The organism is Vibrio sp. Vb0937 (genome assembly GCF_033338855.1).
In genome coordinates this window covers 77,969-100,947 of record NZ_JAWOTK010000001.1, presented here as the reverse complement: position 1 = coordinate 100,947, position 22,979 = coordinate 77,969, and the positions used below count along the sequence as shown (strand labels likewise).

23 protein-coding genes are annotated in these 22,979 nt (G+C 45.7%); 14 read left to right on the top strand and 9 right to left on the bottom strand.

Features of this window, described 5'->3' with window-relative positions; all coding sequences use genetic code 11:
* The first annotated feature begins 303 nt into the window (after positions 1-303).
* Entirely contained in the window at positions 304-501 is a 198-nt protein-coding gene (locus R7P67_RS00525) for a PA3496 family putative envelope integrity protein (protein WP_005374493.1), read from the top strand.
* Between the two features lie 233 nt (positions 502-734).
* Positions 735-1,796, top strand: coding sequence for a GTP cyclohydrolase II (ribA, locus tag R7P67_RS00520; protein ID WP_017635221.1), 1,062 nt, complete (start codon positions 735-737; stop codon positions 1,794-1,796).
* Positions 1,797-1,864: 68 nt separating this feature from the next.
* Here the strand turns inward: ribA and R7P67_RS00515 are convergent, their stop codons facing one another.
* The gene (locus R7P67_RS00515) at positions 1,865-2,620 is read right to left on the bottom strand and encodes a substrate-binding periplasmic protein (protein WP_005374490.1); all 756 of its coding nucleotides are present in this window, start codon (positions 2,618-2,620) and stop codon (positions 1,865-1,867) included.
* A gap of 68 nt (positions 2,621-2,688) precedes the next feature.
* Here R7P67_RS00515 and R7P67_RS00510 point away from each other — a divergent pair, with 68 nt between their 5' ends.
* The 3 genes from R7P67_RS00510 to R7P67_RS00500 all read left to right on the top strand — a co-directional run bounded on the left by R7P67_RS00510 (position 2,689) and on the right by R7P67_RS00500 (position 5,749).
* The gene (locus R7P67_RS00510) at positions 2,689-4,587 is read left to right on the top strand and encodes an ATP-binding protein (protein ID WP_262653128.1); all 1,899 of its coding nucleotides are present in this window, start codon (positions 2,689-2,691) and stop codon (positions 4,585-4,587) included.
* Positions 4,588-4,687: 100 nt separating this feature from the next.
* Positions 4,688-4,897, top strand: a complete 210-nt coding sequence (locus R7P67_RS00505) for a DUF3283 family protein (RefSeq protein WP_005374484.1) — start codon at positions 4,688-4,690, stop codon at positions 4,895-4,897.
* Positions 4,898-5,032: 135 nt separating this feature from the next.
* The gene (locus R7P67_RS00500) at positions 5,033-5,749 is read left to right on the top strand and encodes a YebC/PmpR family DNA-binding transcriptional regulator (RefSeq protein ID WP_005374482.1); all 717 of its coding nucleotides are present in this window, start codon (positions 5,033-5,035) and stop codon (positions 5,747-5,749) included.
* Positions 5,750-5,819: 70 nt separating this feature from the next.
* Here R7P67_RS00500 and rodA read toward each other — a convergent pair whose 3' ends face one another.
* On the bottom strand, positions 5,820-6,902 hold the full coding sequence (gene rodA / locus R7P67_RS00495; protein WP_262653126.1) for a rod shape-determining protein RodA: 1,083 nt from the start codon (positions 6,900-6,902) through the stop codon (positions 5,820-5,822).
* A gap of 393 nt (positions 6,903-7,295) precedes the next feature.
* On the opposite strand from rodA, the gene R7P67_RS00490 reads away from it, so the two are divergent.
* The 8 genes from R7P67_RS00490 to R7P67_RS00455 all read left to right on the top strand — a co-directional run bounded on the left by R7P67_RS00490 (position 7,296) and on the right by R7P67_RS00455 (position 14,632).
* Positions 7,296-7,964 (top strand): hypothetical protein, encoded by a 669-nt coding sequence (locus R7P67_RS00490; RefSeq protein ID WP_005383200.1) that lies wholly within the window; start codon positions 7,296-7,298, stop codon positions 7,962-7,964.
* Between the two features lie 9 nt (positions 7,965-7,973).
* Positions 7,974-8,672 (top strand): ABC transporter ATP-binding protein, encoded by a 699-nt coding sequence (locus R7P67_RS00485; RefSeq protein WP_005383201.1) that lies wholly within the window; start codon positions 7,974-7,976, stop codon positions 8,670-8,672.
* A complete protein-coding gene (locus R7P67_RS00480; RefSeq protein ID WP_262653124.1) occupies positions 8,660-9,928 on the top strand; it encodes an ABC transporter permease in 1,269 nt (422 codons plus the stop codon). The genes R7P67_RS00485 and R7P67_RS00480 overlap by 13 nt, the downstream gene beginning before the upstream one ends.
* Positions 9,921-10,706 (top strand): outer membrane lipoprotein-sorting protein, encoded by a 786-nt coding sequence (locus R7P67_RS00475; RefSeq protein WP_054575276.1) that lies wholly within the window; start codon positions 9,921-9,923, stop codon positions 10,704-10,706. Before R7P67_RS00480 ends, R7P67_RS00475 begins: the two co-directional genes overlap by 8 nt.
* Positions 10,707-10,751: 45 nt before the next feature.
* Positions 10,752-12,098: a hypothetical protein gene (locus tag R7P67_RS00470; RefSeq protein WP_258495477.1), complete on the top strand. Its 1,347-nt coding sequence runs from the start codon at positions 10,752-10,754 to the stop codon at positions 12,096-12,098.
* The gene (locus R7P67_RS00465) at positions 12,099-13,121 is read left to right on the top strand and encodes a sensor histidine kinase (RefSeq protein WP_170889910.1); all 1,023 of its coding nucleotides are present in this window, start codon (positions 12,099-12,101) and stop codon (positions 13,119-13,121) included. It abuts the gene before it with no gap.
* A gap of 15 nt (positions 13,122-13,136) precedes the next feature.
* Positions 13,137-13,928 carry a LytR/AlgR family response regulator transcription factor gene (locus tag R7P67_RS00460; protein ID WP_213915615.1) on the top strand — a complete coding sequence of 264 codons (792 nt, stop codon included), beginning with the start codon at positions 13,137-13,139 and terminating at the stop codon, positions 13,926-13,928.
* Between the two features lie 68 nt (positions 13,929-13,996).
* A complete protein-coding gene (locus R7P67_RS00455) occupies positions 13,997-14,632 on the top strand; it encodes a DUF2268 domain-containing putative Zn-dependent protease (RefSeq protein WP_104976355.1) in 636 nt (211 codons plus the stop codon).
* A gap of 397 nt (positions 14,633-15,029) precedes the next feature.
* Here R7P67_RS00455 and R7P67_RS00450 read toward each other — a convergent pair whose 3' ends face one another.
* The 4 genes from R7P67_RS00450 to R7P67_RS00435 all read right to left on the bottom strand — a co-directional run bounded on the left by R7P67_RS00450 (position 15,030) and on the right by R7P67_RS00435 (position 18,688).
* On the bottom strand, positions 15,030-15,524 hold the full coding sequence (locus R7P67_RS00450; RefSeq protein ID WP_206225789.1) for a peptidylprolyl isomerase: 495 nt from the start codon (positions 15,522-15,524) through the stop codon (positions 15,030-15,032).
* Positions 15,525-15,645: 121 nt separating this feature from the next.
* Positions 15,646-17,307 (bottom strand): methyl-accepting chemotaxis protein, encoded by a 1,662-nt coding sequence (locus R7P67_RS00445; RefSeq protein WP_213969215.1) that lies wholly within the window; start codon positions 17,305-17,307, stop codon positions 15,646-15,648.
* 175 nt (positions 17,308-17,482) lie between these two features.
* The gene (locus tag R7P67_RS00440) at positions 17,483-17,869 is read right to left on the bottom strand and encodes a thiol-disulfide oxidoreductase DCC family protein (protein ID WP_262653117.1); all 387 of its coding nucleotides are present in this window, start codon (positions 17,867-17,869) and stop codon (positions 17,483-17,485) included.
* 24 nt (positions 17,870-17,893) lie between these two features.
* The gene (locus R7P67_RS00435) at positions 17,894-18,688 is read right to left on the bottom strand and encodes a DUF4344 domain-containing metallopeptidase (protein WP_258660439.1); all 795 of its coding nucleotides are present in this window, start codon (positions 18,686-18,688) and stop codon (positions 17,894-17,896) included.
* Between the two features lie 862 nt (positions 18,689-19,550).
* On the opposite strand from R7P67_RS00435, the gene gltS reads away from it, so the two are divergent.
* Entirely contained in the window at positions 19,551-20,786 is a 1,236-nt protein-coding gene (gene gltS, locus R7P67_RS00430) for a sodium/glutamate symporter (RefSeq protein ID WP_005374448.1), read from the top strand.
* Positions 20,787-20,887: 101 nt separating this feature from the next.
* On the opposite strand, the gene R7P67_RS00425 is transcribed toward gltS, so the two are convergent.
* The 3 genes from R7P67_RS00425 to R7P67_RS00415 are packed head-to-tail and all read right to left on the bottom strand — an operon-like array spanning position 20,888 to position 22,943.
* The gene (locus tag R7P67_RS00425) at positions 20,888-21,718 is read right to left on the bottom strand and encodes a hypothetical protein (protein WP_213962270.1); all 831 of its coding nucleotides are present in this window, start codon (positions 21,716-21,718) and stop codon (positions 20,888-20,890) included.
* A complete protein-coding gene (locus R7P67_RS00420) occupies positions 21,718-22,575 on the bottom strand; it encodes an ABC transporter ATP-binding protein (protein WP_005374445.1) in 858 nt (285 codons plus the stop codon). The genes R7P67_RS00425 and R7P67_RS00420 overlap by 1 nt, the downstream gene beginning before the upstream one ends.
* Entirely contained in the window at positions 22,572-22,943 is a 372-nt protein-coding gene (locus R7P67_RS00415) for a GntR family transcriptional regulator (RefSeq protein WP_005374444.1), read from the bottom strand. The genes R7P67_RS00420 and R7P67_RS00415 overlap by 4 nt, the downstream gene beginning before the upstream one ends.
* Positions 22,944-22,979 lie beyond the last annotated feature (36 nt).

The following is a 22,979-nucleotide window of genomic DNA, read 5'->3' as shown; positions in this document are numbered from 1 at the left end:
AGAAAGTATCAAGCTATGAATCAGTGAAGTGACTCGAAAGTTAGGTTAAACAGGAAGTGGTGTAATGCGTCGTTGATAAAACTAAAGAAGAGCAGAATTGAGAGCTAGATCAGCACACTTTTCGTAGGGGGAATTACTCAAATTTAATCGTAAATTTGTCCCTTGGCAAAACTTAAATGATGAATCTATTAAGGAGTTAACGAAAGGGCGGGAGGGGTCACATTTCCCTACAGTTTTTCTTACCACCTTGTTCCGGTTTTGCTATAGATTACGCATCGAAAACATGGTGTGTTCGGAGGAAATATGTCCATTAATTCTATCGACCATGACGAGATGACCAACATCGCTCACAAATGGGAATTACCTGATGAGGAAACCGTTGTGAAGCCAGAGAAAACAGTGAAATCAGCAGAAGCTAGAAGACGCATTGAAGCGTTACGTGAGATCCGTGAAAGTGGGTTGACCATTGAAGAAGCAAGGGAGCTTGGCTTGATACACTGATCGCCTCAGGTTGGTTTAGCAACCCATAGGGTAGTCGACGGACTGCCCTTTTTATTTTTTCACTCTATTACTCTCTTATTCAAAACCTCCATTTATCTGTCTTGCGCCTCAAAAGCACGAGTTTCACACTCACGTCCCGAAGAAGTTTGACAATCTGACCTTGTGTTACTAGATATATCAGTAGCGATATGCTTTTTGTTGATTATCGCAACCACAAAGCAAGGAGCGCAAGTATGGTTGATCAAATCCTTTTTTATGAGCCCGATGAGCCCCACGGCTTTCTCTCAAATTTTTGCCATGCCCCAGTCAATATCTCCTCCCAAACTTGGCCCACCAGCGAACATTATTACCAAGCCCAAAAGTTTCTCGATGCTCAGTTGCAAAGTAAAATTCAGCACGCAAGCACCCCTGATGAAGCGTTTGCTTTAAGCCGTAAATACGAACACTTTGTCAGAAGCGATTGGGACGATATAAAGTTGGCTGTTATGGCTTTCATCGTTAGGGAAAAGTTTCTACAAAATCCACCATTAGCGCAGCAATTAATGAGAACGGGTAACGCTTGCCTAACAGAGCATTCTCATAAAGATGCCTTTTGGGGAGACGGGGGAGATGGTAAAGGAGAAAATCATCTAGGAGAGATTCTGATGAATGTGCGGGCAGAGCTGAGACATGTTGAGCCTTACAATCTCGTGAAGTTTATCGATAAAGCCAAATTGCCCACCCAGTGGGGCACATTTATGATGTACGGCTTTATTGAAGCCGCGACAAATAAAGAGCATCTTGCTCTGGTCTATGGCGAGCCAACAAAAAGTGCAGCACCACTTATTCGGTTGCATTCGGAGTGTCTTACCGGAGATGCTCTATTTAGCACGCGTTGTGACTGTGGTTTTCAGCTTAATAGAGCGCTACAAAACATCGTCAAAGAGGGATGTGGCGTGCTGCTTTATTTACGTCAAGAAGGACGTGGAATCGGCTTGATTAATAAAATTCGTGCCTATCACTTACAAGATGATGGCGCAGATACCGTGGAAGCAAATGAACGTTTAGGTTTTGCCGCTGATATGCGTGATTACGCGTTCTGTAAAGGAATGCTAGAGCATTTGGGGATTGACGCTGTGCGTCTAATGACGAATAACCCACGCAAGCTCGCCGCCTTAAAAGCGGTTGATATTAACGTCATTGAACGAGTGCCATTACAAGAAGGGAATAACCCAAGTAATCAACATTACCTGCAAACCAAGGCGAGTAAATTGGGGCACATGTTTGATCCTAAGTTTGTTAACCACACTAAGTAAGTGCTACAGATTTTACAGAAACAAAAACGCCAACGTATCATCGTTGGCGTTTTTGTTAATGAGTTGATTCATTGATACTTTTGAATGATTTCATCAATTTCCCCTGAGGCTTTTAATTCAACGAGTCGTGTATTGATGTAATTTTGAGTTTCTGGTTGCATTTGAGGTGAAAAAGCCAGGTAGATTGAGTAGTCAGGAATAACCGAGCTGAAAGGCTGTATCTGAAAATTCTCTAACGGCAAATTGAGTCGCTTTAAGTTGTAAAGGACTCGGGATTCCATCTCGACAAAAGCTGTATCTCCAGGGGTTCGGCTTATCACTCGGTATGCGGCGTTGTAGTCTTTCACGCGCATTTCATTGACACTGCCATTTTCAAAGAACGGTGTTAAATTTGGATAATCAAACCCCAGCAGTAATACAATAGAACGACCATGCATCGTATCCATATTTTTGAATTCTAAAGGCTTCTCGCTACTCGACACCAGTACATGTTTTACAGTGTAAATGGGCTCCTCAGATAAATTTTCCGATTGCACCTTGCCCCAGTTCGGGCTGCCATAAGTTAACCAGTTTGGCTCAGCGCCTTCTTCCAATATGGAAATCATACGTTTAAATGGATAAGTATGATAATTCACTTGGTAATCCGACTCCGCGAAGATAGCGCTGACGATATCGGTCACAATTCCGGAGTGCATTTGTCCCTGTTGTTCAATTTGAAATGGTCGAGCTTGTTCAGCAATGACGTAATAGTTCACTTGATTTGCGGTCACATGAGAACTTACAACAATTAAGCTAAAAGCCAATCTAAGTAGAAGTCTTTTCATCGTATCCTCGATTATTATTTGTGCGTAGCTATATTTAGAGTAGCGCAAGTTTATCGGAGCGGTTTCATATGGATGAAAAAGAGCGATCTCAACGTCGTTTTAGTATCGGCAACCAACTTATGTTGGCGGTATTAACGTTGAGTTTAATCTTTACGGTCATCATTTCTACAGTGAGCTTATATCGAGTTTTTCACGAAGATTTAGCCCATTTAGATGTTGAATTAAAGCAGGTTGAGTCTAGCTATTTATCGAGTTTTTCTGCGAGTTTGTGGGTAGAGGATAGGGAGCTGTTGCTGACACAAGCTCAAGGTGCAATGCGTATGCCCTCGGTGGACTACTTACGTATTGCTAGTGAAGACGAAGTTATCATTGAATTAGGTTCGGCGCTTTCTGAGGATGTTGTCGAGAGAAGCTGGCCGATGCAGTATCGGGTCGGCGATAAAACGTATGATCTCGCGATATTAACGGTTCAATCGGATCTTAGCGCGATATATGAAGATCTTTGGCAGCAGTTCTTTTTTCTACTTACGACAGAAGCGATCAAAATTCTTGTCCTCATCATTGGTGTTCTTTGGGTGGCGTTTCGCTTGTTGGTCAATCCGTTACAATTGCTGTCTGGTGCGGTGAGCGATTTTCGTGGCGGTACAGTGCCGAGTAAAGTGACTCTCCCTAAACGATGGTGCTTTGATGAAGTGAGTGTTTTGGCAGAGAAATACAACCGAAGTGTTGAGAAAGTGAAAGAGCACCAGACTGAGTTAGAGGCTGAACGCGATAGGGCAGAAGTCGCTAATCGTAAGAAAAGTGAGTTTCTTGCCACTATGAGTCATGAGATCCGCACACCGATGAATGGCATTATTGGTGTGTCGTCGTTGCTCAATGACACCGACCTCGATCCCCAGCAAAAAGAGTTTGTAGAGATCATTGACAGTTCTTCTCACTCACTAATGACGATCATCGACGACATTTTGGACTTCTCTAAAGTTGAAGCTGGCAAAGTAGAGCTAGAATACACGAGCTATGATCTTCGCGAGCTACTTGACGATGTCATCAGTTTACATAGTGTCAAAGCCAAGCAGAAAAACTTACAGCTGCTCAGCGATATTGATCCTCACTTGCCAACGGAAGTGCAAGGTGATGCCACACGATTGAAACAAGTTCTGAACAATTTGTTGAGCAACGCGATTAAGTTTACCGAGCGCGGCCATGTGAAGCTTCTTGTAGCGTTATCTCGACTTGATGGAGAGACCGCTCATATCCGGTTTCGAGTTGTGGATTCTGGTATTGGTATTGCGAAAGAGCACCAACAAGCAATCTTCGAACGCTTCCAACAAGCTGATGGTAGTACCACCAGAAAGTATGGTGGGACAGGGCTTGGTTTGGCGATAGCTGCACAGTTGGTTAACTTGATGGGAGGGGAAATACAACTAACAAGTGAGCTTGGGCTGGGAAGCTGTTTTGAATTTTCGATTCCTGTTGCTGTAATAAATGCGCAATCGACCTATACCGACCAACTTAATGTATTAGATTTCCGGAAAGCGGAAGACAACGAAATCAGCCCTCAAGATAATGATAAACCTTGGGTATTGGTTGTTGAAGATACCATCGTCAATCAGAAGGTAGTTCGCATCATGTTAGAAAAACTGGGTGTGCGAGTGAGTGTCGCCAACCATGGCGAAGAAGCATTGCAGCTGTGTGATCAGCAGCCTTTCGATTTGATTTTTATGGACTGCCAAATGCCTGTGATGGATGGGTTTATTGCTACGGAGCGAATTCGAAAAATGGGAGAGTGGGGGAAACACGTTCCAATTATTGCGCTAAGTGCCAATGTCATTAAAGAGGATCAGCAACATTGCTTCGATGTCGGGATGAACGAGTTCGTGGCTAAACCCGTTACCAAGACTCGATTACAACAAATGTTCGAACAGCATTTACCAAAAGCACTGAAAATCAGCGCTGTGCCTAAATAGTTAACTTGAAATCGATCAAGTTAAGTGCGTTTCTATTCTGTAATTGTAACTCTGTGTGATATAGTGCCCGGCTAGTATTTAAAGTACCTTGAGGCTGTGAATGTCGTTTAATCTATCCCTATTGCCGCCTGACGAAAAAAACAAAATCGAACTGGATAAGCAGGCGTCGTTTTTGGTTTGGAAGCTCAGAGAGGCCAAATCTGGTCCTGAAGCAATAGAAGAACAGTTGTCCAAGATTAACGATGCTGATGAAAAGGCGTTTTTCCAGCAATCGGTCGAAAAGTACAAACGAGTAATGGGTGTCGCTTAACGCGAACCGTGGCAATGGTTCAATCCAATGCGACGAATGAGGTAACCTCCCTATTCCTTTGCTAAGCGAAATTGAAAAGGTTTCGCTTTTTGCTAAAATCCTTCGCATTAAATTTGAATTTAGAGAGACATCCCGATGGGAAGAAGTTTTGAAGTGCGCAAAGCCTCTATGGCGAAAACTGCAGGCGCGAAAATTAAAGTTTATTCCAAATACGGTAAAGAAATTTACATGTGCGCGAAAAACGGTGGTGGTGATCCAGACATGAACTTGTCTTTGAAACACCTGATCGCAAAAGCGAAAAAAGACCAAGTTCCTGCGCACGTTATCGATAAAGCGATCGACAAAGCGAACGGTGGCGGTGGTGAAGACTACACTCCAGCACGTTACGAAGGCTTCGGCCCTGGCGGTACTAGCGTTATCGTTGACTGTCTAACAGACAACGGCAACCGTACTTTCCAAGATGTACGCCAATGCTTTGTGAAAGTCGGTGCGAAAATTGGTGTTGAGGGCTCGGTTTCTCACATGTTCGATCACCAAGCGGTATTCCAGTTCAAAGGCGACGATGATGAAATCATCCTAGAAACGCTAATGATGGAAGACGTAGACGTTACTGACGTTGAGCTAGAAGACGGTGTTATCACTGTATTCGCACCTCACACAGAATTCTTCAAAACAAAAACTGCGCTTAACGGTGCATTTCCAGATCTAACGATCGATGTTGAAGAAATCACATTCGTTCCTCAAACTCATACGCCTGTATCGGGCGAAGATGCTGAGAAGTTCCAGAAATTCCTAGATCTTCTAGATGACTGTGATGATGTTCAGCAGGTTTACCACAACGCAGAGCTGTAATTAATTCGCTCATATCGTTGTAAAAAGGCTTCCTTAGGGAAGCCTTTTTTGCTTGCTTTCTCAAGCAGAGCTATGCGTTACGATATTTGGAATTACACAGCGACATGATTACACCAAAACAGATACCTTGAGTTAGCATCGCCGTGCCGCCATAGCTAAAGAAGGGAAGTGGGCTACCCATTACTGGCAACAAGCCGCTAACCATGCCCGTATTGATAAAAGCATACAGAAAAAAGCTCATCGCTAATGCGCCACTTACCAGCCGACTAAAAAAGTGGTCAGACTGACATGCAAGCAACATAACGCGTGCAGTGATAAACAAGTACAATGCGAGTAAGACTAAACTGCCAACAAAGCCCCATTCTTCTGCATAGGTCGAAAAAATAAAGTCCGTATGACTTTCTGGAATAAACCCAAGTGTTCCCTGCGTTGCATTCATCCAACCTTTGCCTTTCATACCGCCTGAGCCAATCGCAATCAAAGATTGGATGATTTGGTAGCCCGAACCCAGTGGATCGGACTCAGGGTGCAAGAACTGTGTTACACGGCTCTTTTGATAGGTTTCCATAACGAAGAACCATAAAATAGGTGCTAACGTTAAAATGCTCGCAATAAACCCGCAGATTATTTTCCAGCTCATGCCAGCCAAAAACAAAACGAACAATGCATAAATGATGGTAAAAACTGCACCGTCTAAATCCGGTTGTAGCGCGATTAACCCGGCAGGAATCATTGTAATAAGTAAGCAAAACGCAATTTTCCGACTGTCTGGTCGACCTCCTTCAATATGAAGCATCCAGGCGATCATGATTGGAATGGAAAGTTTGATTAGTTCGGACGGTTGAAAGCGGAAGAAGCCGATATCGAGCCAACGTTGAGAGCCATTGGTGCTATCACCAAATAAAGCGACAGCAAGTAGTAGCGCAACCGCAATAATGTAGAGATATGGAGCTGAGCGCTGATAGCTGGACGCTGGAATCGAGGACATGACCAAGATACAAACTAATGTCAGTCCGCAGCGCGCCAAATGTTTGAAGAGCATCGCCTCATTAAAGCTACTGGCACTCCAGAGAGTGAGCGAACTTAACAGCATGATCGGAATGATCGCCATGAGTAGTGGCAAATCAACTCTTGGGAAATAACGCTTATTCATTTTCAACGACCTAATAACGCACCTATTTTGAGTGCGAAAACAACTAAAACTCGAAGAGTTCAAACTATTCCGATGCTAAGAATCTCGATTTGGAAACAACAGACACCATGCAAAGGTGTGTAAGAAAGGAGAGTGCGACACTGTCTGTTATGGGTAGCTGTGGGATGGATAAATACACTAGCCTCAGATTTTAAGCCAGTGTTTTTATTGTTACTGCCGTAAAAATGTAGCGTTACGAATGAGCGGAATTGTATTTTCTGTTTAAGTGAATGTCATTCATCCTCTCTCAATACCATTCACTCTGCATAACTGCCATTGGTCGCATGCAAAAGCAGCGTGCGACCTTCTCCCTTAATCTGAAACCATCAAATCACGTTCAACTAAGGACAGTACATGATGGTTTCTCAATCTCGCTCAATCAAAGCTCTTAAACTGGCAAGTACGTTTATCGCCGCATTTGCACTTAGCAGCAATCTGGCTCTGGCTAATCCAAGTGAGCGCACACTCAGTCAATTCAACCAAGCAGCGCAAGGTGACTCTGGCTTAGTTGATACCGTTTACGGCGAATTATCCAAACAACTCGAAGAGCAAGGCGCAACGCCGGTGACCTTGGTTTACTTGGGCAGTGCGGAGACGTTGCAAGGTCGTGAGGCGTTTATGCCTTGGAACAAGATGAAGTTCACCGAGCGCGGTCTTGCCACTATCCAAAAAGGTTTGGATTTAATGGCGAATCAGCCAGTTCCACTGCAAGAGCAACAGCGCTTACAAGGCTTGCCGGAATACCAATTAGCCACCGCCATGGCAGCCACTACGTTTACCTCTCTGCCAGACATGTTCAATCACTTTGAGCGTGGCTACGAGCTGTACCTTTCTCTGCTCGATGAACCGAGTTTTAGCCAACAACCTTTCGCGGCTACTTCGTGGATTTACCGTTATGCCATTGAAGCGGCACTGCGCGCTGAAGATGTTCAACAAGCCAAAATATGGTTAGCGCAAATGGAGCAATTGGGCGACAGCAATCTAGAAACGCAAACCGCGAAAGCGCTGCTAGCGAAATATTAGGGAGGCGTCATGATTGTTTTTAATCAACTTAGCCGCGATTACGCCCTTGGCAGCCAAACGGTGCGTGCATTACGAGACGTTTCTGGTGAAGTGTTTTCCGGCGAAATGGTGGCATTGTGCGGACCGTCTGGCTCAGGCAAAAGCACCTTACTTAACGTGCTTGGCATGCTGGATACTCAATACCAAGGTCAGGTGACATTTGCAGGCAGCCCATACCCAACCGGACAAATGCAGGCGGCGAAAATGCGCCGTGAAAAGCTTGGTTTTGTGTTCCAAAAATTCAATCTTGTCCCCGTGATGACGGCACTAGAGAACGTGGCGTATCCGCTGCATCTCAACGGTTTTTCAAAAGCGGAACAAACCGAGCTCGCCACACAAATGCTAGAGCACGTTGGCTTAGGCGAGTTTATTCATCACATGCCAGACAACCTATCAGGCGGTCAGCAACAGCGAGTGGCAATTGCGCGCGCTTTAGTGCACAAACCGGCGTTGGTGATTGCTGATGAGCCAACCGCAAGTCTTGATAGCCAAACTGCCAACAAGGTCATCGATATTATGAAAGGGCTCGGACACGAGCTTGGTACTACTTTTATCGTCGCCACTCACGACCCTCGCATGGCATCCCGTTGTGACCGCACCATTGAGTTGGTGGACGGCAAGATTACCCAAACGCACGCAAGTGTGGAGGAGGTTTCATGGGCAAGCTAATTCCTGTTTCGGTTCGCCTTGCTTGGTTGAATCTGCAACGCAATCGCCGCCGCAGTTTATTGTCGATGCTGATTATCGCCATTGCTGTGTTTGCCTTAACCTGTGCGGGCGGTTTTGGTCTGTACACCTACGACAGTTTGAAAGAGTCGACAGCGCGTGACACGGGGCATCTGACGTTAACCACGCCGGGTTATTTCGCCAAAGAAGAAGAGATGCCACTGAGTAACGGTTTAACTCATGCAGACGACATTACCAAGCAATTGATTGGGTTGAATGAAGTGCGAGGCGTGCAGCCACGAGTTGAATTCAGTGGTTTGATTTCCAACGGCAACAAGTCATCGATCTTTATCGGCATTGGCGTGAACGAGCGCGAATTCGATATGAAAGGGCCGTTTTTGGATGTGCGTGAAGGGCAGACGCTGTCAAACATTCATGCATCGCGTTATGACCCTGCAGAGCCAGAAGTGATGCTCGGCGTTGATTTGGCGAACAACTTAAGCGTACACGTTGGCGATTGGATTACCTTGCTGGCGACCACAACCGACGGTGCATTGAACGCGTATGACTTCAAAGTTCGTGGCATCTACTCAACTGGCGTGCCAGAGCTTGATAAACGCCAGCTTTACGTGCACATCAACAGCGCGCAATCGCTGCTCGGTTCAGACAAAGTCAGTGCGTTATCTGTCTTCCTGTTCGACACCAGTTTAACTAACCAAGTCGAGCAACAAGTGGCTTCGGTTCTGAGTAAGCAAAAGCAGAACTTTGGTGATCAAGATATTGAGATCACGCCTTGGCAAGAACGTGCGTTCTTCTATCTCAAAGTGAAAGATTTGTACGACCGCATCTTCGGCATCATGGGCGCAGTAATGGCGTTGGTGGTCTTTGTCGCGCTGTTCAACACCATGACCATGTCGGTCACCGAGCGTACTCGTGAAATCGGCACCTTGTCGGCACTTGGGAGCTACCCTCGCGAAATTATTGCTGGGTTCTTGCGCGAAGCAGGGTTACTTGCCGTGATTGGCAGCTTAATCGGTGCTTTGTTTACGGCGCTAGTCACCGTCTTACTGATGGTCGTGGATGTGCAAATGCCGCCACCGCCAGGACGAACAGAAGGTTACCCATTAATGATTTACTTCTCTTGGGAGCTGGTGGCTATAGCTGGACTCGCAGTATTGATGATTTGTTTGGTTGCGGCGTTTTTCTCGGCACGCAAAGGGGTGAACAAGCCAATTACGGAGGCACTGATTTATGTTTAATTTCAAATCACTATTACCAATTGCATTGCTAACGGTAAATGGCGTTGCAAGCATGAATGTCAGTGCGAATGAAACAGCACTAGATGCACAGCAAGTTGCGCAATTGATTGAAAAAGCCGACAGCTACCGCTTGCAAGATGATTCCTCCAAAGTGGTGTCTCTGGTGCGCTTATATCAAGACCAAGAGTTAGATAAAACTCGCCTTTACCACGTGTACACGCGTCCAAATCGTGAATCGCTGGTGGTATTCAAATCGGCGGTTGAAGCAGGGCAAAAGATGTTGATGATGGGCGATAACTACTGGCTGCAAATGCCAAAGAGCCGCCGCCCGATTCGCATTACGCCAATGCAGAAGTTGCTTGGGGAAGCGTCTATCGGCGACATCTCAACCCTGACGTGGAGCCAAGATTATCAAGGTGAATGGAAAGCGACAGAAACCGTTTCGGTGAACGGGGAAAGTGTCGCAGCTTATCATCTTGCTTTAACCGCGAAAACCAAAGGGGCGAGTTATCAGAAGATCGACTTATGGTTGTCTGAGCAAGATGCGTTTCCAATTAAAGCTGATCTCTACTTACGCTCTGGCAAACTCGCCAAGCAAGCGCAATACGGACGTGCAAGCGACAATGGCGAAGACTATGTCAGTGAGATGACCTTGCTTGATAGCATTCAGCCGAGCAAAAAGACCGTTATCGAGTATCAAGAAATCGTGCCTTGGCAACTGGACAACAAGTTCTACAACCCAAGCTATTTGCCGAAAGCCAATACGACTCAGCTTTAGCCTGAACTCCTTAAATAGAACCATGAAAACGAGCAAGGAAGTCACATGAAATCGCACCAGCCTAACCTTAACAAAAGCACCAGTTTGTTGATTGCTGCGTCGTTGTGTGTGGGCGCAGCAGCCCCAGTTTTTGCCAATGATGAGCTGAGTTTTGAGTGGGATTGGGCTGTCAGTTACGAAACTGCCAAGCAGCGTGACAGCGCATTTATGCAGGCGCAGGGCAGTTCTCGCGATTCACTTAATGCACTCTTGGATGTGCAGATGAATTATCAAAACTTCAGTGGCTTGTTTGCTCTGTACAGCCAAGGGTTGTATCTCAACCAACAAGGAGAGAGTGATTGGTGGAGTGAAGCTGATCACCAACTGTTGATTCGAGAGTTGGCTTGGCTAGGGGAGTGGCAAGTCGGTGACACTACACTTGATGTGAGTTTGGGTAAGTTGCGCGTGGATTGGGGCGTGGGTTATGGCTACCGACCTTTGGACCTGTTTAAGCCTTATCGACAAAATCCTGTTGGCTTAGTAGCAGAAGAAGGTGCGGGTGTGTTTTCACTCTCACACTACGATATGGCAGGCGAGTGGACGGTGATTGCGACGGACTCAAGCTGGGGGCAACAAGACCAAAGTGCACTGGATCAAGCCGCAGAGCAGCATGGTGTTGGTATTCGTCGTTATGCGCTGGTGGGTGATACCGAGTATCAACTTATTGGTTATTACGATGATGTGCGCCGAGGTTTACTTGGCGCCAGTGCCATTGCTGTGTGGGATGAATCCATCGCCATGCACGGTTCCATGCTGTGGCAAAAGCAAAGTGTCGGCTATCAGTTTCAGCAAGATGACCTTTACCAACCCGTTTCAGTTGAGGAGCAGGGCAGCGCATTCCAAGCCTTAGTTGGATTGAACTGGGCAAACCAAGCCGGACACAACGTGATTGCTGAATATTGGTACGACAGCCGAGCATGGTCGAAAAACGAATGGCAACAAGCAATAGAGCGTGGAGAATTTCTCTCTCGGATCCCTGATCCTAACAACTCTCTGTTGGCTAGCAGCGCTCTACTTGCGACAAGCTACGCCCAAGGGTTTCAGCATGCCAATATCGTTCAGCATAGCCTAATGCTGCACTGGAGTTGGGATGTAGAAGCATGGGCTGCATGGAACGGCGAAGCGGATATGGGCTGGCTAAGTGATGTAACCCCCACGTTGGATGTGATGCTGTCGCCACAAGATGGTGGTGTGATTGTCACGCAGTGGCTTAACTACCAGTGGATTGATACCGGCGATCAAAGTGTAGAAGTGGAAGTTGCCGCACGCTTTTTAACCGGAGACGACCAATCTGCTTACGCACAAATCAATGATAAGCATATGATTGTATTTAACATCAAAGGGAAACTCTAAATGTGTTCAGCAAAATCAGTGGTGAAAAGTGGATGGCCGCGTAGCTTATTAGTGACCACGGCATTTTGTCTCTTTATCGCAGCAATGACGCTCTCGGTTTGGGGCGGTCCATTTTACATTCATGTGGCGGTTAGCTTTGGATTTGGCTATTCGGCTATCTTCTTCTCATGGTTGATTGACCGTTTATTTCCAACCATCCCACGTATGATAGAAGTGGTGTGTTCGCTTGTTGCCTGTTTATTGTTTGGGGTGATTAATGCGCAATTTTGGCTCGGAGAGTATTTTGGTATCTCCGATATGATCCCTGTTGGCTTAATGGGATTACTGTTTAGCGGTATGTGTTATTTCTATTTTTACTCGCGTGAGAAAGAGGCGGTTGCTCAACGAGAGTTGGAAGCCATCAAGCGCGAGAAAGCAGAGCAAGATCGTGCGCTGTTGCTAAGTCAGCTTAAGCAGATGCAAAGCCAGATTGAACCGCATTTCCTATTCAATACCTTGGCGAATATCAGTGCGCTCATGTCGCAAGATGTTGATAAAGCCAAGCTGATGCTAGAACAGTTAACCGCGCTGCTGCGTGCAACGCTCAAAAGCTCACGCGAAGAACACACCACCATAGACAATGAAACGGCGTTACTTGAGGCTTACTTAGGCATCCAACAAACTCGTTTGGGTGATCGACTCAGTTACAAGATTGAGGTGGAAGAAGGGCTAGGCAGAACCGAATTACCGCCGATGATGCTTCAACCCTTAATCGAAAACGCCATCATCCATGGTATTGAGCCGAAGCGAGAGGGTGGTGAAGTCAGCTTGCTCATCAAGCGCGAACAACAGAACTTGAAGATTGAAGTCAGAGACACGGGTGTTGGCTTGAATCACGTGAGTGGTCACATGGGCTCTGGTGTGGGTCTAAGTAATCTCAAGCAGCGAGTTGAAGCTTTGTTCGCAGGGCAAGGAGAGGTCTCTATCAGTGAGTCTGTTCAGGGTGGCGTTTGTGTTCGCCTGAGTTGGCCAATGGAATCGTAATCAAGGAAGAAAGGAATGAATACAGGGTTTACTGCCATTATTGCTGATGATGAACCGCTATTGAGGCGTCATCTTGATAAAAGCCTAGCTGAAGTGTGGCCAGAGTTAGAGGTGATAGCCAAAGTCGCCGATGGTGAACAAGCGTTGCAAGCCATTGAGCAAAGTCAACCTGACATTGCGTTTCTCGATATTCGTATGCCAGTTTTGGATGGCATGACATTAGCGCAAAAACTCAATCAACTTGCCAACCCGCCTTTGATTGTATTTGTTACCGCGTACGATGATTACGCCATAAAAGCCTTTGAGCAAAATGCCGCCGATTATTTGCTCAAGCCTATCTCGGATGAGCGCCTCCTGACGACGTGTGAAAGAGTGAAAGCACGCCTTGCTAAGCGAGAGCAAGAAAGCAGTAATGTGCAGATGAGCAGCCTGTTAGAACAGTTGCAGCAATTATCCGCGCCACAAACACCGCAATATCTTCAGTGGATCAAAGCGACGCAAGGGGAAGACATTCATCTGATCGCCACGTCTGATGTGTTGTATTTCAAAGCGGAAGAAAAATACGTTTCTGTGTATGCCCAACAAGGACAAGGCAAAGTGCAGGAGTATTTGATTCGTACATCTTTGAAAGAGTTGATAGGGCAGCTTAACCCAGAACAGTTCTGGCAAGTGCACCGTTCAAGCGTGGTGCAAGTGTGCAAAATTAGCAAAGTAAACAAAGACTTTGCTGGCAGAATGTTTGTTCACGTTGGAGAAACTAAGCTTCCGGTGAGTCGTGCATCTCAAAATTTGTTCAAAGGGATGTAATCGCTAGAACTGCTCACTCTTTACACTGTAAACTCGCTGCTCTTAACCCACATTATCAAGGAAGATAAATGAGTTATCGCGTAACCCTCTTAAATGCAACGGGAGAGTTGTCTCCACTCGCTGAGTATTTACATCAGAAACTTGATGACCTGAGCTCACAGCTTTCTAGTTACTTTGATTTAAGTAACGTCGACCTAACCGTTAGCCCGTTTGATCGCAATGACGTACCGCAGACGGGGATTGGTGGCTATTGCTTAAGTGCCTATCGTGTAGAGGTTCTGCTTGATACTCAACGTACTGATATTAAAAACGTTATTGAGAAAGAAATAGCTGCGGTGTTAGCGCATGAGTTGCATCACCTGTTCCGTATGCGAGCGGGAGAAAGTGGCGTTGCACTTGGTGATGTACTAATTATGGAAGGGTTAGCTTGTCACTTCGAACGTAAGGTGAATGGCGGCGTCACTCCGAGCTTGTTTGAGCAAATCAAAGATCAAGATTGGCGCCCTTTCTACGCTGAGATGAAAGGCAAGTTGACCAGCTTAGATTACAACTTCGACGCTTACTTTCTTGGCAGCGATGAAAGCCGCTGGCCGAAATACATGGGGTATTGGGTTGGGTACAACCTTGTTGCTGAATATCTGGCTGATTTTCAAGGCTCTGAACTGGATTTGGTTGGAGCCAAAGCTGAGCTTTTCTATCAATAACTTCGGCACAAGCCAAACTATACCCAAGTAACCTCGAGATGCTAGGTTCAGCGAGAATGACTTGGTTTGTAGACGCGGCGGCGATTTAAAGGTTTGGTGGGCCCAATTCGAGAATCGACAACAAAGTATACAATCCAAGACCCTTACTATTTGTAAAGAGGGCCCTTTGGGAGCGTGTCATTGGCTCGACTTCTGTGTCAAACAACTTGGAAAGAGCTGGCTATTACGCTGCGTTGTTTTCCTTGACCTCGAATCAATGACAACGCTCTGAATCCTGCATCTTGAAGTCACTTGGGTATAATCGGCTGAGTCATAAAAACAAAAAGCGCCTAGATCATAAGACGTTAGGCGCTTTCTTCGTTTTATAACGACGATTTCTCCGCAGAGGCGAATGGGCTTATTCGTTGACTGTCACTTTCTCGATAATGATTGGATCGCATGGCACATCATCGTGGCCAAACTTAGAGGTAGTTTTCACTTTCGCGATGCGGTTTACGACATCCATACCCGCAGTCACTTTACCAAACACGGCGTAGCCCCAGCCTAGGTTGGTGGTTGCGGAGTGGTCTAGGAAATCATTGTCTTCTAAGTTAATGAAGAATTGTGCTGTTGCAGAGTGCGGTGCATCGGTACGCGCCATTGCGATAGTACCAACAAGGTTCTTTAGACCACGGTTTGCTTCGTTCGCGATCGGTGCGCGTGTTGGCTTTTCTGCCATGTCTTCGGTGTGACCGCCACCTTGAATCATAAAGCCATCGATAACGCGGTGGAAAATGGTGCCGTTGTAGAAGCCATCTTCACAGTATTTTTTGAAGTTCTTTGAGCTAACTGGCGCTCGTTCTAGGTTCAGTTCAATCTCGATATCACCGAAATTGGTGGTCATAATAATCATCTGGTTTGCCCTTATGGGTGCTAAGTTGGCGGCATTATAGCTAAGTCGTATGAGGATAGCAGAAATAAAAACAGCGACGTTTTGGCGTCGCTGTTTGCATGGAGAATGGGTGAGGAAAGCGTTAAACCGTAAAGCGACCGACCAAGTCGTACAGCTCATTAGCTTTGTGGTTTAGGTTGCCACTACCTGCGCGGTTTTGATTCGCAAGGTGTGCCGATTGGCTGCTTTGTTGAGAGATGACTTCGATGCGTTGTGAAATCTCTTGGCCAACTTGGCTTTGCTCTTCGGTTGCTGTTGCGATCAGGGTGTTCATGTCCATGATGTTAGCAATTGCGGCTTGGATTTCTTGCAGTGCGGCAGAGGCAGCTCGTGCTTCCTCAACCGTTGCTTCACCACGCGCTTGGCTTGAGCCCATGGCTTTCACTGCTGCATCCGAGCCAGACTTCAACTGCTCAATCATTTGGTGAATTTCGCCTGTGCTGTCTTGAGTGCGACTTGCCAGTTTACGAACCTCATCGGCAACGACTGCGAAGCCTCGACCTTGTTCGCCTGCACGGGCTGCTTCAATGGCTGCGTTTAGTGCCAATAGGTTGGTTTGCTCGGCAATGTCTTGAATCACTTCTAGCGAAGAAGAAATGTTTTGTACGTCGCTCTCTAAACGAGAAATTACCGTGCTGGCTTCCGACACCTCTAGCGCGAGCGCTTCGACAGAGTTCGCTGCCGAATCAACAATGTGTTTTGCTTGTTGTGAGTTTTCATCGGCGTCTCTGGCTGATTGCGCTGCTTGGTTAGCGTTGTTTGAAATCTCGTGCGCCGTTGCTGTCATCTCAGTCATTGCCGCAGCGACCTGTTCGGTTTCTTCACGTTGACCTGAAGCTAACTCGTCCACTTGCGATGCACGCTGTGACATCTCGTTGGTCTCTGAAACCACTTCTTGTCCGACATGGCTAACACTCTTGATGATGCCTTGCAGGCTTTCAACGAAGATATTGAAGTTACGGCTAAGTTGGGTGAACTCCGGCACGCTCGATTCTTCCATGCGCGCGGTTAAATCTGCATCGCCTTGCGCGAAAGAGTGAATTGAAGCATCAAACTGCTCAATAGGCTTCATGATGCTGCGGTTAACAAACACGGCAAAGACTGCAACTATCGCTGTAATCGAGGCACAAAACAGGGCTATCGCAGTTAGTGTGGTGTTGAGATCTTCGTGTGCGGCTTTTTCCATGTCTGCCACAATGGCGTCGATATCGTCCGTGTAGAAACCCGTTCCTAACATCAAGTTCCATTCAGGAATAAAGACTGAGTAGCTGAGTTTCGGTAGTGCTTCACTCTGACCGAGTTTCGGGAAGTAATAAGTCGTGAACTCACCAGTTTTGGCATTTTTTAGCAAATCCTGAATCAGGTAATTGCCTTTCTTGTCCTGCAAGTTATAGAAGTTTTCCCCGATGCCTTTGGTGTTTTTACCCACCACGACGCGAACGCCTTTTGAATCATAACCAAAGATGTAGCCGGATTGACCAAACTCTAGTTGTTTCAAGATAGGCAGAGCCTCTTCCAGTGGGGCATTTTGTGCGAGTAGCGGTTCGACAGCGGAACGCGCCATTTGTACGTAACTTTTGAGTTCGGCTTTTTTCATCTCCATCATTCGACTTCGAGTTTGCTCAATCTCGTGCTCGTTGTAGGCCGTGGTTTGTACGTAGGTGAACCACATCATGCCTATTGCCATAGTTAGAATTGGAATTATTGAAAGGATATATAGTCGTTTTCTGATCGTCAGATTCATAGAGACGTCCTTCTCTCGGCGCAGCGTTACAAGTGACAAGCTGAATAAGCTTGCCTGATAAAAGTGTTAATACTTATTGTTGTAATGCTTAGAGATTAACCGAGTTAATCAATCAGAAGTACTGGAAATTTGTAAATCTAGACGAAGGTCGTAGCATTTTTAAGCGGGATCACAATTAACGTGAACACGACCCACTATTGCAACGAGAAGTCCCTGTTAACCAATATGAGACGCGATACCTATTCTTTGCGAATTTGAGGTAAAGCCAGTCAGCAACAGGTTTAACGAGGCGCCAACGCAGTGGAGCGTAGAGCCAATCGCGACCAACTAATTGCCACGCACGATGAGTCACGTCCAACCCAAGCAGAAGCTCCCCCTTTTCGTTGAGGGCGTGCAAAATGGTGTTGGCTTGTTCAGGATCGATCTGCGGATAATCTGCGAATGCATCACTATAGATATCGACGGTTTTGATGTGCTGCTTGGAATCGCGTTGTTTTAGCGCCTTCATCTCTTTGGCACAAAGCGGGCAGGTTCCGTCATAAAATATGGTGAGGTTTGTCATTGCGGTCTTCTTATTTGAGATTTTCTAATCGCTTTTACGTGGCGAATTTTCTTTTGGTTCATTGTTTTGCAAGTAATGCAGCCAATTGTCGCGAATGTTGCCGTAATTGAATTGGCAGAACTCTTTGCGATCACGCAGGTAGTCTTTTTCTACTTCATCGAGTAAGGCTTTGTATTGCTCAGGATCACTACCGTACACCAGACATAACGTTGAAAAGTAACGCTGCAAATCAAAGCTGTGTTCGTCAATGTACTCGCCAAAATCGTAGTAGTCCGGTCTGTCGTCGGATTCGAATGCGAACATGTCGGCGGCGCTAATGGCCATATCTGCGCCATCTTCTAGGAAGTCAATCATTAAAATAGTGGCAAAATTATCGACCGCATCTTCTTCTTTTCCGAGAACAGGGATGCTTTGATCTTCGATGTAAGCATGTCCAGCTTCATGAAGTAAAGTGTGCAATAACGTATCTAGCGCCCCTGTTTTTGGGGATTTTCCGAAGCGTTCTTCATACTGATTATTGGAGAAGTAATTGAGCGACTCCAAATAAAAAGTGTAAGGAACGTATATTGTGTGTGTATCAGGATCATACATTGGACCATCTTCTCCGCCGTAAACCAGCGTGAGAGCTTTATCAAATGGAAAGTAGGCCTGAGATAGCTCAGCAAAGATGGTGTTTACATCGCTGCTTTGAATAGATTGTTGGGCTATTTTTTCATGAGTTGTCTCTACGGGAGAATATTGAATACGAATACTTTCAGCTGCTGTAGCTGATGAGACGACGCTGAGTAATAGCGCAGGGCAAAGAGAATGAATGTTCATGTGGGACTCTTGTTATTGAATAACTTGTATAAAAAATTATACATGTTTTTGTCTGATGCATAGTTGGGGTTGTACTCATTAGCCAAAGTCGGGGCATCGGTCTCGAAAAGCAATCATGATAACATCGCATATTTCGGCGGCTTGGTTTTCTAGGGCGTTTATCAAGACCTCTTGGATAAGAACGGCGGTGAAGTTATTGGCTATGCATCGTTTTCTAAGAAGCTTACTGAGTAACTGTGCTTCGATCTTTATCTGTGAAAATGATAATAGGCAGTTAATCATTGCAAGGTTTAACCATGGGGTTGGTGAATGTCACTGAATTGAAGAAAATTATCAGCGATATGTTATAATCCTGCTCCGTTGTGACGAAAACGTTTGTTGCAGCCTGAGAGTTTCCTTGGATTCGGCTCGTTTATACACCATGAGCCAGAGTTGAAAAGCTACGACAGGAACAGGCAAACCCAATTGTTTTGAACGCGCTCTCGGCGTTTAGCGGTTACAACGGGAAGGAACTTTGTTTGATAGTAATTGACACATTCTGTTTAAGTAAGGGAGCCCGAAGTGGTTCAGAAAGTGTCACCCAGAATTTACTCACAACACGACAGCCCAAGCGATAACGCACAGGTATTGCGAGGGGCCATTTGAAGGAGCTGTATCAGCTCCTTTCACATTTAAGGGCTTGCTAACAGCGTAAAAACTGACACATCGCTTAAGGAGCGCCCCTTAAACTAGCCTAAGGCGCATCTACACCAACTTTTTGAGTATTTTCGAAACAATAAAGCGAGAAAATTTGCTATTGAACGAAGGTTAAACTAACACTCATTCATTACGGAGAATGAAGAGAACAATAATAAGAGGCGATATGAATCATTTAATATCTGTAGGTGCACTGGAGTCCTTCTTGGTCGCAATCAGTGTGCTTTTCCTGGGGCATTTTATTAATGCTAAGCTACCGATTTTAAAGAAATTCAACATACCTGAGCCGATTGTAGGTGGTCTTATTGTAGCCTGCATGATTACTGCTCTTCATTTCAACGGCATCGATTTAGAGTTCGACTTGCCATTACAAAATACGTTTATGTTAATGTTTTTTGCGACAGTTGGTTTGGCCGCAAATTACACTCAGTTGATGAAAGGAGGTGCGAAGGTTTTTATCTTCTTAGCTGTTGCATCGTTTTACATCATCATACAAAACGGCGTTGGCGTTTCACTTGCGGCGGCGCTCGGTTTAGATCCTTTGATGGGGTTAATTGCTGGCTCGATTACTCTGTCTGGTGGTCATGGTACAGGTGCTGCGTGGTCACAAACCTTTCAAGACGTGTATGGATTGGATAACGTCTTAGAAATTGCAATGGCATCAGCGACTTTTGGTTTGATCATCGGCGGTATCATTGGTAGCCCTGTAGCGCAGCGCCTAGTCGAAAAGAACAGCATAGAGTCTGAGTATGGTCGTGGTGGTCGAGATGCCAAAACTCACGAGAAATTCCCGGAGTTGGTGACTTACAATGAATACGAAGAAGATAAAGTAACGGCGAAAAAAGTGGTGGAGAAACTCTTCTTCCTACTGATCTGTGTTACTGGGGCCAAGTATGTCGAGCAATGGGTAAGCACGTATGAAATCTCATGGCTGATGATTCCAGACTTCGTATATGCGCTATTCATTGGTGTGATCATTACGAATTTCTTGGAAGTGACCAAGATTCGTAAGTTAGATGCCGAAACGGTCGATATGTTAGGTACGGTATCGCTATCTCTGTTCTTAGCGATGGCTCTGATGAGCTTAAAGTTATGGAATATCTTCGATCTAGCGATTCCATTCTTGGTTATTTTAGCTGTGCAGTCTGTCGTCTTAGCAATCTTTACGTACTATGTTACGTTCAAAGTGATGGGAAGCAACTACGATGCTGCTGTTATTGCAGGGGGGCACTGCGGTTTTGGCTTGGGTGCAACCCCAACAGCCGTAATGAATATGGGTTCGATCGTTAACCGATTTGGCCCGTCGCCACAAGCATTTATGGTGGTGCCAATTGTGGGCGCTTTCTTTATCGACATCGTCAACTTAATTATCTTGCAAGGCTACATTTCATTCCTTGGTTAAAGTTAAGTGGATGAGCTCCTAGAGGCGAAATAAAAACGGTCACAACACTGGTTGTGACCGTTTTTTTTATGACTTGGTTTGGTCGTTTATTGAACGAAGAATTATTGGATAGTTCGGCTGAACTTGAGGCTAGCTGTCCAACCAAGAATACCAATGAAGGCGTAAATGCCAACGTTTAACCAACCCGCTTGAGGAATGGCATTGAATGGGTTTGGTGTAATAATGGCGTGCAGCGGAAGGTAAAGCACTTTGGAGAAAAACTGATCTAGCCCGTAGAAACCAAAAAGTGCGATAGGCATCCAACGCAGCGCATAAATGGCGATAAACAAAATGACCAGTGGTGAGTTCACTTTTTGTGAAATAGCCATCGCAGTTAATGCCAGCGGTAACAGCAGAATACCGGCGAAAAACATTCTGATTAAAAACTCTCCCCAATGCAGCAGCACGTAACCTAACGAGGCTTGGCGGTACAATAAAGCCAATTGGTGATCAGTAGAGATGTTCAGCAACCACAACATTAAATTTACAGCGAGTACGAGCACCGAGCAGACGAGCGGAATCACCAATAAGCCAAATCCTAGCTTCACTAAATGGGTTTTTATGTCACTGACAGGCATACTGCGCCAAAACATAATGCTGCCTTCCGCCCGTTCTTTGCGTAGCGTTCTTGGGAAGTACTGAACGGCTAACAAGATAGACAGCAGCCCTGCTCCTCCGGTAATCAACGTATTGACATCATCACCAAGCTCTTTGTGAATGTCACTGACATCGCCACCAAAGCTCATTTGGAAAAACATATTGTGTTGTAGAGTGTCGTTACTCATTAAACTCACAAAGAGAATAACTCCACACGCCAACACAAACAGTGGAATACGTAAAACAAGAGGGTTTTCTAACCACTCTTTTTGCAACATCGCGACAACTGAACGCATTACGCTGCCTCCTTCTGCAATGCTAAAAATAAATCCGCTAACTTCACCCCATGGATGGAGCCCATTGTTTCTGCTTGTTGGGCATACTGGGCTTTGAGTAACCATTTCGTTGAACCGAGGCCTTTTTGTGACGAGAGTGGGTTCATCGCTTCAATTTGTGTGCGGTGCTCGTCGTTGGCTTCAAGAATGAAATAGTCTTCACTGATACTGTCCATCGAGGTTTGCAGAACGGGGCGACCATGCTTAAGAATCAGAACATCTGTCAGCAAGTGCTCAATCTCTGATACTTCATGACTGGCGATGATCAACACGCGCTCGCCGTCGTGAAACCATTCCAATAAGTGACGATAAAACGTCTCGCGATACACGAGATCTAACCCGAGTGTCGGTTCATCCAATATGAGGATTTGGGTGTTGGTCGCGATCACAATCGCGAGGTGTAATTGCACCTTCATCCCTTTGGATAAAGATTTGATACGTGCACGAGGTTTGATGTCCGTTTGACGAAGTAGCGTATCTGCTTGGGCGCGATTGAACCCTGGATGCACGCCCTCGGTATAGTGAAGCAGTTGAGCAACGGTCATCCAATCTGGCAGAACGTTGACATCCGAGATGTAGGATAAGCTCTGCATTATCTTGTCGCGTTGCATAATGGGTTCAAATCCGTTGATACGAATAGTGCCCTGATATTCATGTGCACCGAGTAGGGCATTAATAAGCGTTGATTTACCTGCGCCATTATGGCCGAGTAAGCCAAGTACTTGTCCTGCATGTAGGTCGAAACTCACTTCATGCAGTGCTTCTCCTTGTTGCTGATATTGCTTGGATACGTTGTTTACACTGACTAATGCGCTCATTGGTCACCTTTCAAGTGTGGTTTTAGTTGTTGAATGAATTCGTCGAGTGACATATCCAGACGCTGTATTGTGTCGGCTATCTGCGGAATTTGTTGCTGAAGAAAACGTGCCTTCTCGTCTGCGAGTAATTTGAGCTTTGCTCCTGAAGCGACAAACATACCTTGACCGCGTTTTTTCTCCACTAGCCCGTCATCAACAAGCAATTGATAGCCTTTCATAACGGTGAGGTGGTTAATTTTCATATCTGCAGAGATGCTACGGACGGAGGGCAGAGCATCGCCTTCTTGCCAGACACCTTGCAGTATTTGCTGCGTGATCTGGTCTGCCAACTGTCGAAATATCGGTTGGCGATCATGCCAATTAGTCATGAGTGAATCTCTTGGTTGAGATGGTGTTATATATAT

Bases quoted from the DNA above. Each gene is read 5' to 3' on its own strand.
- R7P67_RS00500 (WP_005374482.1), top strand. From the start codon at position 5,033: ATGGGAAGAAGTTTTGAAGTGCGCAAAGCCTCTATGGCGAAAACTGCA.
- R7P67_RS00445 (WP_213969215.1), bottom strand. From the start codon at position 17,307: ATGAATCTGACGATCAGAAAACGACTATATATCCTTTCAATAATTCCA.
- R7P67_RS00435 (WP_258660439.1), bottom strand. From the start codon at position 18,688: ATGAACATTCATTCTCTTTGCCCTGCGCTATTACTCAGCGTCGTCTCA.
- R7P67_RS00420 (WP_005374445.1), bottom strand. From the start codon at position 22,575: ATGAGCGCATTAGTCAGTGTAAACAACGTATCCAAGCAATATCAGCAA.
- R7P67_RS00415 (WP_005374444.1), bottom strand. From the start codon at position 22,943: ATGACTAATTGGCATGATCGCCAACCGATATTTCGACAGTTGGCAGAC.
- R7P67_RS00490 (WP_005383200.1), top strand. From the start codon at position 7,296: ATGATGGTTTCTCAATCTCGCTCAATCAAAGCTCTTAAACTGGCAAGT.
- ribA (WP_017635221.1), top strand. From the start codon at position 735: ATGGTTGATCAAATCCTTTTTTATGAGCCCGATGAGCCCCACGGCTTT.
- R7P67_RS00460 (WP_213915615.1), top strand. From the start codon at position 13,137: ATGAATACAGGGTTTACTGCCATTATTGCTGATGATGAACCGCTATTG.
- R7P67_RS00425 (WP_213962270.1), bottom strand. From the start codon at position 21,718: ATGCGTTCAGTTGTCGCGATGTTGCAAAAAGAGTGGTTAGAAAACCCT.
- R7P67_RS00515 (WP_005374490.1), bottom strand. From the start codon at position 2,620: ATGAAAAGACTTCTACTTAGATTGGCTTTTAGCTTAATTGTTGTAAGT.
- R7P67_RS00475 (WP_054575276.1), top strand. From the start codon at position 9,921: ATGTTTAATTTCAAATCACTATTACCAATTGCATTGCTAACGGTAAAT.
- R7P67_RS00505 (WP_005374484.1), top strand. From the start codon at position 4,688: ATGTCGTTTAATCTATCCCTATTGCCGCCTGACGAAAAAAACAAAATC.
- R7P67_RS00465 (WP_170889910.1), top strand. From the start codon at position 12,099: ATGTGTTCAGCAAAATCAGTGGTGAAAAGTGGATGGCCGCGTAGCTTA.
- R7P67_RS00480 (WP_262653124.1), top strand. From the start codon at position 8,660: ATGGGCAAGCTAATTCCTGTTTCGGTTCGCCTTGCTTGGTTGAATCTG.
- R7P67_RS00440 (WP_262653117.1), bottom strand. From the start codon at position 17,869: ATGACAAACCTCACCATATTTTATGACGGAACCTGCCCGCTTTGTGCC.
- R7P67_RS00510 (WP_262653128.1), top strand. From the start codon at position 2,689: ATGGATGAAAAAGAGCGATCTCAACGTCGTTTTAGTATCGGCAACCAA.
- R7P67_RS00450 (WP_206225789.1), bottom strand. From the start codon at position 15,524: ATGATTATTATGACCACCAATTTCGGTGATATCGAGATTGAACTGAAC.
- rodA (WP_262653126.1), bottom strand. From the start codon at position 6,902: ATGAATAAGCGTTATTTCCCAAGAGTTGATTTGCCACTACTCATGGCG.
- R7P67_RS00455 (WP_104976355.1), top strand. From the start codon at position 13,997: ATGAGTTATCGCGTAACCCTCTTAAATGCAACGGGAGAGTTGTCTCCA.
- gltS (WP_005374448.1), top strand. From the start codon at position 19,551: ATGAATCATTTAATATCTGTAGGTGCACTGGAGTCCTTCTTGGTCGCA.
- R7P67_RS00525 (WP_005374493.1), top strand. From the start codon at position 304: ATGTCCATTAATTCTATCGACCATGACGAGATGACCAACATCGCTCAC.
- R7P67_RS00470 (WP_258495477.1), top strand. From the start codon at position 10,752: ATGAAATCGCACCAGCCTAACCTTAACAAAAGCACCAGTTTGTTGATT.
- R7P67_RS00485 (WP_005383201.1), top strand. From the start codon at position 7,974: ATGATTGTTTTTAATCAACTTAGCCGCGATTACGCCCTTGGCAGCCAA.